The organism is Stutzerimonas chloritidismutans AW-1, from assembly GCF_000495915.1.
Taxonomy (GTDB): Bacteria; Pseudomonadota; Gammaproteobacteria; order Pseudomonadales; family Pseudomonadaceae; genus Stutzerimonas; species Stutzerimonas chloritidismutans.
Genome location: NZ_AOFQ01000068.1, coordinates 1 through 7,579 on the forward strand (window position 1 = coordinate 1; position 7,579 = coordinate 7,579).

Genomic DNA, 7,579 nt, shown 5'->3' on the forward strand with positions numbered 1-7,579 from the left:
CCCCACCACCCCCTGGGCATCAAACCCGGGGAGCCTCTTCTGCTCGCCCTCGATGGTGACGCAGGGAATGTCCAGCAATGGGTCGTGCATGCGAGGCTCCTTGCAACCGACGATGCTCAGGCTTCGCGCGGCTTCAGGTTGAGAGAGGCGGAATTGATGCAGTAGCGCAACCCGGTCGGCTGCGGGCCATCGGGAAAAACATGACCGAGGTGAGCATCGCAGCGTGCGCACCTGACCTCGATCCGGTGCATACCGTGACTGAAATCATCCAGGCTGGCGATAGCGGTATCACTGACCGGCTGGAAATAGCTGGGCCAGCCGCAGCCGGAATCGAACTTAGCATCCGCATCGAACAGTGGCGTGTCGCAGCAGGCGCAATGGTAGATGCCAGGTGTCTTCGTGTCGTTGTACTTACCCGTGAAGGGACGCTCGGTGGCGCCCAGCCGGCAGATCTGGAACTGCTCATCGGAGAGTTCCTCGCGCCAGACGTCGAGCGGTTTTTCCAGCTTGTCCATCGATACACTCCTCAGCTCAAAAAAGGTTCTTCGCGGAGTCTGGGGGAAGAGCGAGTTGACAGTCAGGGAAGCAGGTAAATTGGCAGTCGCCAAACACACCCTTCACCTGTCCCTGCTGTCGCCGTGCATCCTATTGATCTTGCTGCTTTCTGGCCAGGCTACGACGCCGTTGCCTGTCGCCCATCTACCGATAACACCCTCCTCATTGAGCTTGAACCTCAAGCCGGCTCTCTTCCTAAGTGCGGGCGTTGTGGCCAGTTCAGCCCGTTGATTCACGATCGCCGGATTCGTCTGGTGCGTGATCGTGATCTGTTCGATCAGCGCGTCCTGCTTCAACTACCAGTGCGCCGAGTCGATTGCCTGAGTTGTGGGCGGGTGACCGAGCGGATCGACTGGTTGGAGCCAGCATCTCGGCTGACCCAGCGGTTACGGATATGGCTCGAAAGCTTGCTGCGGCTGCTGCCGATCAGCCACGTCAGCCAGCTCACCGGCCTGCACTGGCACACCCTCAAAACGCTCGATAAACGACGCCTTCAAGCCGAGGTAGGCACCTTCGATTCAACCGGTGTCCGCCGCCTGGTGATGGACGAGTTCGCCCTGCACAAAGGGCATCGCTATGCCACGGTCATCATGGATGCCGAGCGAACGCGGGTGTTGTGGGTCGGCCACGGCAACAGCCGCGAGGCGGTCCGCCCGTTCTTTGAATTGCTCGGCAAGCACTGCCAGCAGATAGAGGCGGTGGCCATGGACATGAACACGGCTTTTGATCTGGAGGTGAAGAAGCATTGCCCGCAAGCCGAAGTGGTGTACGACCTGTTTCACGTCGTCGCGCGCTATGGTCGGGATGTGATCGACCGTATCCGGGTTGACCAGGCCAACCTCCTGCGCGAAGACAAGCCGGCACGAAAGGCGGTCAAGCAAAGCCGCTGGCTGCTGCTGCGCAATCGCAACAACCTGAAGGACGGACAAGCCGTGCAGCTTCAAGAACTACTCGCGGCCAACCAGCCGCTGGCTACGGTCTATGTCCTCAAGGATGCGCTGAAGGATGTCTGGTTCGCCCCCAGCGTACGAGAGGGCTGGCGCCGCTGGCGAACCTGGTTGCGGCACGCCCGGGACAGCGGCCTCGCACCGCTACAGCGCTTCGCTCGCAACCTGCGCAAATACGCCCGAGGCATCCTCGCCAGTGCCAACTTCCACATGCATACCAGCGTCCTTGAGGGCGTCAACAACCGCATCAAGGTGATCAAGCGTATGGCCTATGGTTTTCGGGACTCGGAATACTTCTTCCTGAAAATCAAGGCTGCCTTCCCCGGGAAAGCGCGATGAACCTCAAAAAAGGCCGATCTGTACCTTTTCCGGTGGTCGGGGCGCACGTATCATGCGTCCCTCTTCGACGCCTAGTCTGGCAGCGGGGTTTCCGACTGCCAAGGCGCCCGGGTTCATGCCAAGCGCGGCCAGCCATTTCCGGAGCTGGCGCGTTTTCACTTCGGGACACTCAGGATCATGCAGGTCAGCAAATCGAACAAGCTTGCCAATGTCTGTTACGACATCCGCGGGCCCGTGCTCAAGCACGCCAAACGCCTGGAAGAGGAAGGCCATCGCATCCTCAAGCTGAATATCGGCAACCCGGCGCCGTTCGGTTTCGAAGCACCGGAGGAAATCCTCCAGGACGTGATCCGCAACCTGCCCACTGCCCAGGGCTACAGCGACTCCAAAGGCCTGTTCAGCGCCCGCAAGGCGATCATGCAGTACTACCAGCAGAAGCAGGTTGAAGGCGTCGGCATCGAAGACATCTACCTCGGCAACGGTGTGTCCGAGCTGATCGTCATGTCCATGCAGGCATTGCTGAACAATGGCGATGAAGTGCTGATCCCTGCCCCGGATTACCCGCTGTGGACCGCTGCGGTGAGCCTGGCCGGCGGCAAGCCGGTGCACTACCTTTGCGACGAGCAGGCCAACTGGTGGCCGGACCTGGCCGATATCAAGGCCAAGATCACGTCTAACACCAAGGCGTTGGTGCTGATCAACCCGAACAACCCCACCGGCGCGGTCTACCCCAAGGAAGTGCTCGAAGGCATGGTCGAGCTGGCGCGCCAGCACAAGCTCGTTCTGTTCTCCGACGAAATCTACGACAAGATCCTCTACGACGACGCCGTACACATCTCCACCGCCTCGCTGGCGCCGGACGTGCTCTGCCTGACCTTCAACGGGCTGTCCAAATCCTACCGGGTTGCCGGCTTCCGTTCGGGCTGGGTGGCGATTTCCGGGCCGAAGCACAGGGCGCAGAGCTACATCGAAGGCCTGGATATCCTCGCCAACATGCGCCTGTGCGCCAACGTACCGTCGCAGCATGCGATTCAGACTGCACTGGGCGGCTACCAGAGCATCAATGACCTGGTATTACCGCCGGGCCGCCTGCTCGAGCAGCGTAACCGTACCTGGGAGTTGCTCAACGACATCCCGGGCATCAGCTGCGTCAAACCCATGGGCGCGCTGTATGCGTTCCCGCGCATTGACCCGAAGATCTGCCCGATCCACAACGACGAGAAGTTCGTGCTTGACCTGCTGCTTTCCGAGAAGCTGCTGATCGTTCAAGGCACTGCATTCAACTGGCCATGGCCGGATCATTTCCGCGTGGTCACCCTGCCCCGCGTCGACGATCTGGAGCAGGCCATTGGCCGCATCGGCAACTTCCTCAAGACCTACCACCAGTAAGCGATGGACCTGCAGATCGACGATTTCTACAAGGACGCAGCGGGCGGCCTGCTGATGCTCTATCAGGCCTTCCCACGCAAGGTCTCGCTGTATGTAGAAGATCTGATCGGCCGGGAAGAGCCGGATGAGTTCGGCCTTCCCTCCAAACGCCACCAGAGCTGCCTGGGTGCCCTGCTCTGGCTCGCCGAGGAGGGCTATCTGCGTTACGACAGCACCATTCATTTCCAGGCGCTGGACCAGGCGGTGCTCACCGAAAAAGGCTTCGTGCGCCTGTCACGAGCGGTGCCTGGACAGATCGCCGACGACCTCAGCCTCCCTCCCAGCGTGCTGCGCATTCAGGCCAGCCTCGCCCATCAGCTTCGCGAGGCATTGAAGCGCGCGAACAGCGAGCGCATCGCTCAGCTAGCCCGATTGATGTTCGAAAGCCAGTCCGGCGCGCCACTGTATCCCAGCCTCCATGGGCAAGCGACATAGCTTGAAATAGTCGCCCGGTTGAATAGCTCAAGGGCGCACCTTATATAGCCTATCGTTCTTCAATTCCTACCCTGGAGTCTGCCGCAACATGATGCGCATTTTCTTGTTCCTGGCCACCAACCTTGCGGTACTGGTCATCGCCAGCATCACCCTGAAGCTGCTCGGGGTCGATCGCTATACCGGCCAGAACTACGGCAGCCTGCTGGTCTTCTGTGCGGTTTTCGGCTTCGCGGGCTCGCTCATTTCGCTTTTCATATCCAAATGGATGGCGAAGATGAGTACGCGTACGGAAATCATCAGCCAGCCGCGCACCCGTCACGAGCAGTGGCTGCTGCAGACAGTCGAGCAACTGTCGCGCGACGCCGGCATCAAGATGCCCGAAGTCGGCATTTTCCCTGCCTACGAGGCCAACGCCTTTGCCACCGGCTGGAACCGCAACGACGCACTGGTGGCGGTCAGCCAGGGGCTGCTCGAGCGCTTCTCGCCGGATGAGGTGAAAGCGGTGCTTGCCCACGAGATCGGCCACGTGGCCAACGGCGACATGGTGACCCTGGCGCTGATCCAGGGTGTGGTAAACACATTCGTCATGTTCTTCGCACGTATCTTCGGCAACTTCGTCGACAAGGCGATCCTGAAAAACGAGGACGGCCACGGCATCGGCTACTTCGTCGCGACGATCTTTGCCGAACTGGTACTGGGCCTGCTCGCCAGCATTATCGTCATGTGGTTCTCGCGCAAACGCGAGTACCGTGCCGACGAGGCCGGTGCCCAACTGGCCGGCACCAGCGCCATGATTGGCGCCCTGCAGCGCCTGCGTGCCGAACAGGGCATGCCGGGTCACATGCCCGACACGCTCAAGGCATTCGGCATCAACGGTTCGCTGAAGCATGGCCTCGCCGGGCTGTTCATGACCCACCCGCCGCTGGAAGACCGCATCGAAGCGCTGCGCCAGCGCGGCTAATTGCACTGAACGCAACAGGGGCGACGCAAGTCGCCCTTTTCTTTTGTCTATGCAGACTCAACCCGCATACAAGGAATCGCCATGCGTCGTTTCATATTCGCCTGCTTCGCGCTGCTCGCGCTCGGCGGCTGTCAGAGTGCCTACTATTCAGCGATGGAGAAGGCCGGTATCCATAAGCGCGATATCCTGGTCGATCGTGTGGAGGAGTCGCGTGACGCGCAGCAGGAAGCCAAACAGCAGTTCAAGGATGCTTTGGAGCGCTATCGCAGCGTCGTCGAGGTCAAGGGCGGCGATCTGGAGAAGCGTTACGACGCACTCAACGAAGAGTACGAAGCCAGCGTAGCGAGTGCGCGTGACGTCCGCGCCCGCATCGAAGCGGTCGAAGACGTGGCCGACGCGCTGTTCAGGGAATGGGAAAGCGAACTCAAGCAATACAGCAACGCCAGCCTGAAAGCCGCCAGCGCCAAAGAACTCAACCGCACCCGCGCCGAATACCGAACGCTGATCCAGCGGATGAAAGCGGCGGAGAAACGCATCGACCCGGTGCTCAGCGTTCTGCGCGATCAGGTGCTGTTTCTCAAGCACAACCTCAATGCTCGCGCGATAAGCGCCTTGCACGGGGAATACCGCACGCTGCAGGGCAACGTCGACCAGCTGATGGCTGACATGCAGCGCGCCATCGACGAGGCCGACACGTTCATCCGCCGCTTACAGGCCGACGCCTGATCGCTGCAGCATTACAAGCGGCGGGTCAGACCCGCCGTTGCAGCCAATGGAAGTGCTCCTCGAGCCGCGTCAGACCGCGCTCGCGCATCCGCGGATTACGCTCCAGCACTTCCTTGGCTTCCAGCAGTTCCACGCTCCACTCAGCGGCGTACAGGTCGCGCACCTCACTCGTACCCACCGCGAAGGGCGGGCCTTCCATCTCTGCTTGGTCATAATCCAGCGTAACCAGAAGCTGCTGACAGCCGGCCGGGAGGATGCTCGACATCAGTGCCGCGTACCGCTGACGCATCGCGTGCGGCAATGCGATCAAGGCGGCGCGATCATAGACCGCCTGGCAGCCGAGGACATCGGCCGCACTGAGCGCGAAAAAGTCGCCGCAACGGATCTCCAGGGTATCGGAGCGATAGACCTTGAACGGCCCACGCTGGGAAATTTCAGCTTCGAGCTGCTGCTCGGAAAAAAATGCGTCTACAGCCTTCTCACTCAGCTCCACCCCCACGACATTGAACCCTTGCCCGGCCAGCCAGGCCAGATCCAGACTCTTGCCGCACAACGGCACCAGCACCATCGCACCATCAGGCAACGCCAGTCGCGGCCAGTGGCGACGCATGCCGGGATGAACATCGTCAAGGTGGAAACCAATCTCGTTGCGAGCCCAGCGCTCCTGCCAGAAGTCTTTGTGCACCTGGAAATCTCCATCATGAGGATGGCGGCAGCTTATCAGAGCGAGGTTGAGGGGAGCGCGCTCAGCCCGCGTAGAGCGATGCCTCGACATCCATCCCGGCGTCGCGCATCTGCGCCAGCTTGTAACGCAGGGTGCGCGCACTGATGCCCAGTCGATCAGCCGTCTCCTTGCGCCGTCCACGTTCGGCACGCAGGGTATCGATGATCAACTGAAACTCGCGGCGGCGCAGATCATCCCCCAGCCCCGAACAGGCCCCCGCCTCCCCTGCAGCGCCCTCGCACGGTTGTGCCGCGCTGCTGGCGACAGGCAAGCTGGTGACACCGCCCACACCCGCCAGGCACAGATCCTGCGGCTGGATCACGCCGCTCTGCTGAAGAATCAACGCTCGCTGTATCGCGTTGTCCAGTTCGCGTACGTTGCCCGGCCACGCGTGCGCCACCAGGCAGCGCTGCGCCTCGGCCGAAAGCCGCGCAGGCGCCTGGCGCATCTTCCTGGCGTGGCTGACCAACAGGCGTTCGGCGAGCGGCAGAATATCGGCCGGGCGCTGCCTCAGCGGCGACCACGCCAGTGGGAAGACCGAAAGACGGTAATAGAGGTCCTCACGGAAGCGACCCGCCGCTACCTCGCCAGCGAGATCACGGTTGGTGGTGGCGAGCACACGAATATCCAGAGCGATAGGCTTCCGCCCACCGACCCGCTCGACCTCTCGCTCCTGCAGCACACGTAGCAGTTTCGCCTGCAACCCCAACGGCATCTCGGATATCTCGTCGAGCAGTAAAGTACCGCCGTCGGCCTGCTCGAACTTGCCAGGCTGACTGGCAATCGCGCCGGTGAAAGCGCCCTTCTCATGCCCGAACAGGGTTGCCTCGAGCATGTTGTCTGGAATGGCAGCGCAATTGATGGCAATAAATGGCTTGCCGTGCCTCGGTGACTGCTGATGGATATAGCGCGCCAGCACCTCCTTGCCAGTACCTGACTCACCGGAGATCAGTACAGTGGAGTCACTTTGCGCCACCCGCCGGGCAAGAGCCAGCAGCTGCTGGCTGGACGGCTCGAGCGCCACCGGCCCCTCTGCCTCGGTAGCAGCGATGCCGTTCACATGACGCCCCAAGAGCTCAAGCAATGTGCCTGGCTCGAACGGCTTGACCAGATAATCGACAGCGCCCTGGCGCATCGCATCCACCGCCCTCGTTACCGCGCCAAAGGCGGTCATCAGCAGCACGGGCACCTGCGGATAGCGTTGCCGAACCAGCGAGAGCAGTTCGTGGCCGTCCATGCCGGGCATGTTCACGTCACTGATGACCAGGCCGAATGACTCTTCCTGCAGCGCACACAAGGCCGCTTCGGCGCAATCGACGGCACGGTACTCGTAGCCCCCAAGCTGCAGCGTGATGCCCAGGGCTTCGCGCAGGGCGTGATCGTCTTCGACGAGAAGTATCGTGGCGGCCATACAGGTCACTCCGGTTTGTGAGTGGCGGGAATCAGCGGCAGGGTCATCAGCGC

General features: G+C 61.4%; 8 protein-coding genes. 5 read left to right on the plus strand and 3 right to left on the minus strand.

Going from position 1 to position 7,579, the window contains the following annotated elements:
- Positions 1–116: 116 nt before the first annotated feature.
- On the minus strand, positions 117–515 hold the full coding sequence (gene msrB, locus F753_RS46475) for a peptide-methionine (R)-S-oxide reductase MsrB (RefSeq protein WP_003299543.1): 399 nt from the start codon (positions 513–515) through the stop codon (positions 117–119).
- 123 nt (positions 516–638) lie between these two features.
- Between msrB and F753_RS0125320 the strand changes: the two genes are divergently transcribed.
- The 5 genes from F753_RS0125320 (at position 639) to F753_RS46495 (ending at position 5,391) form a co-directional block, all read left to right on the plus strand.
- Positions 639–1,841 (plus strand): ISL3 family transposase, encoded by a 1,203-nt coding sequence (locus F753_RS0125320; protein ID WP_031297637.1) that lies wholly within the window; start codon positions 639–641, stop codon positions 1,839–1,841.
- Positions 1,842–2,018: 177 nt separating this feature from the next.
- Positions 2,019–3,230, plus strand: a complete 1,212-nt coding sequence (locus F753_RS46480; RefSeq protein ID WP_014820822.1) for a pyridoxal phosphate-dependent aminotransferase — start codon at positions 2,019–2,021, stop codon at positions 3,228–3,230.
- 3 nt (positions 3,231–3,233) lie between these two features.
- On the plus strand, positions 3,234–3,704 hold the full coding sequence (locus F753_RS46485) for a hypothetical protein (RefSeq protein WP_023446928.1): 471 nt from the start codon (positions 3,234–3,236) through the stop codon (positions 3,702–3,704).
- Between the two features lie 88 nt (positions 3,705–3,792).
- Positions 3,793–4,665: a protease HtpX gene (gene htpX, locus F753_RS46490; protein ID WP_023446929.1), complete on the plus strand. Its 873-nt coding sequence runs from the start codon at positions 3,793–3,795 to the stop codon at positions 4,663–4,665.
- A gap of 81 nt (positions 4,666–4,746) precedes the next feature.
- A complete protein-coding gene (locus F753_RS46495; RefSeq protein WP_023446930.1) occupies positions 4,747–5,391 on the plus strand; it encodes a DUF2959 domain-containing protein in 645 nt (214 codons plus the stop codon).
- Between the two features lie 25 nt (positions 5,392–5,416).
- Here F753_RS46495 and F753_RS46500 read toward each other — a convergent pair whose 3' ends face one another.
- Together F753_RS46500 and F753_RS46505 are read right to left on the minus strand one after the other, a co-directional pair.
- Positions 5,417–6,076 carry a thiopurine S-methyltransferase gene (locus F753_RS46500; RefSeq protein WP_023446931.1) on the minus strand — a complete coding sequence of 220 codons (660 nt, stop codon included), beginning with the start codon at positions 6,074–6,076 and terminating at the stop codon, positions 5,417–5,419.
- A 61-nt stretch (positions 6,077–6,137) separates the two neighbouring features.
- On the minus strand, positions 6,138–7,526 hold the full coding sequence (locus F753_RS46505) for a sigma-54-dependent transcriptional regulator (protein WP_023446663.1): 1,389 nt from the start codon (positions 7,524–7,526) through the stop codon (positions 6,138–6,140).
- Positions 7,527–7,579 lie beyond the last annotated feature (53 nt).

Bases quoted from the DNA above. Each gene is read 5' to 3' on its own strand.
- F753_RS46485 (WP_023446928.1), top strand. From the start codon at position 3,234: ATGGACCTGCAGATCGACGATTTCTACAAGGACGCAGCGGGCGGCCTG.
- htpX (WP_023446929.1), top strand. From the start codon at position 3,793: ATGATGCGCATTTTCTTGTTCCTGGCCACCAACCTTGCGGTACTGGTC.
- F753_RS46495 (WP_023446930.1), top strand. From the start codon at position 4,747: ATGCGTCGTTTCATATTCGCCTGCTTCGCGCTGCTCGCGCTCGGCGGC.
- F753_RS46480 (WP_014820822.1), top strand. From the start codon at position 2,019: ATGCAGGTCAGCAAATCGAACAAGCTTGCCAATGTCTGTTACGACATC.
- msrB (WP_003299543.1), bottom strand. From the start codon at position 515: ATGGACAAGCTGGAAAAACCGCTCGACGTCTGGCGCGAGGAACTCTCC.
- F753_RS46505 (WP_023446663.1), bottom strand. From the start codon at position 7,526: ATGGCCGCCACGATACTTCTCGTCGAAGACGATCACGCCCTGCGCGAA.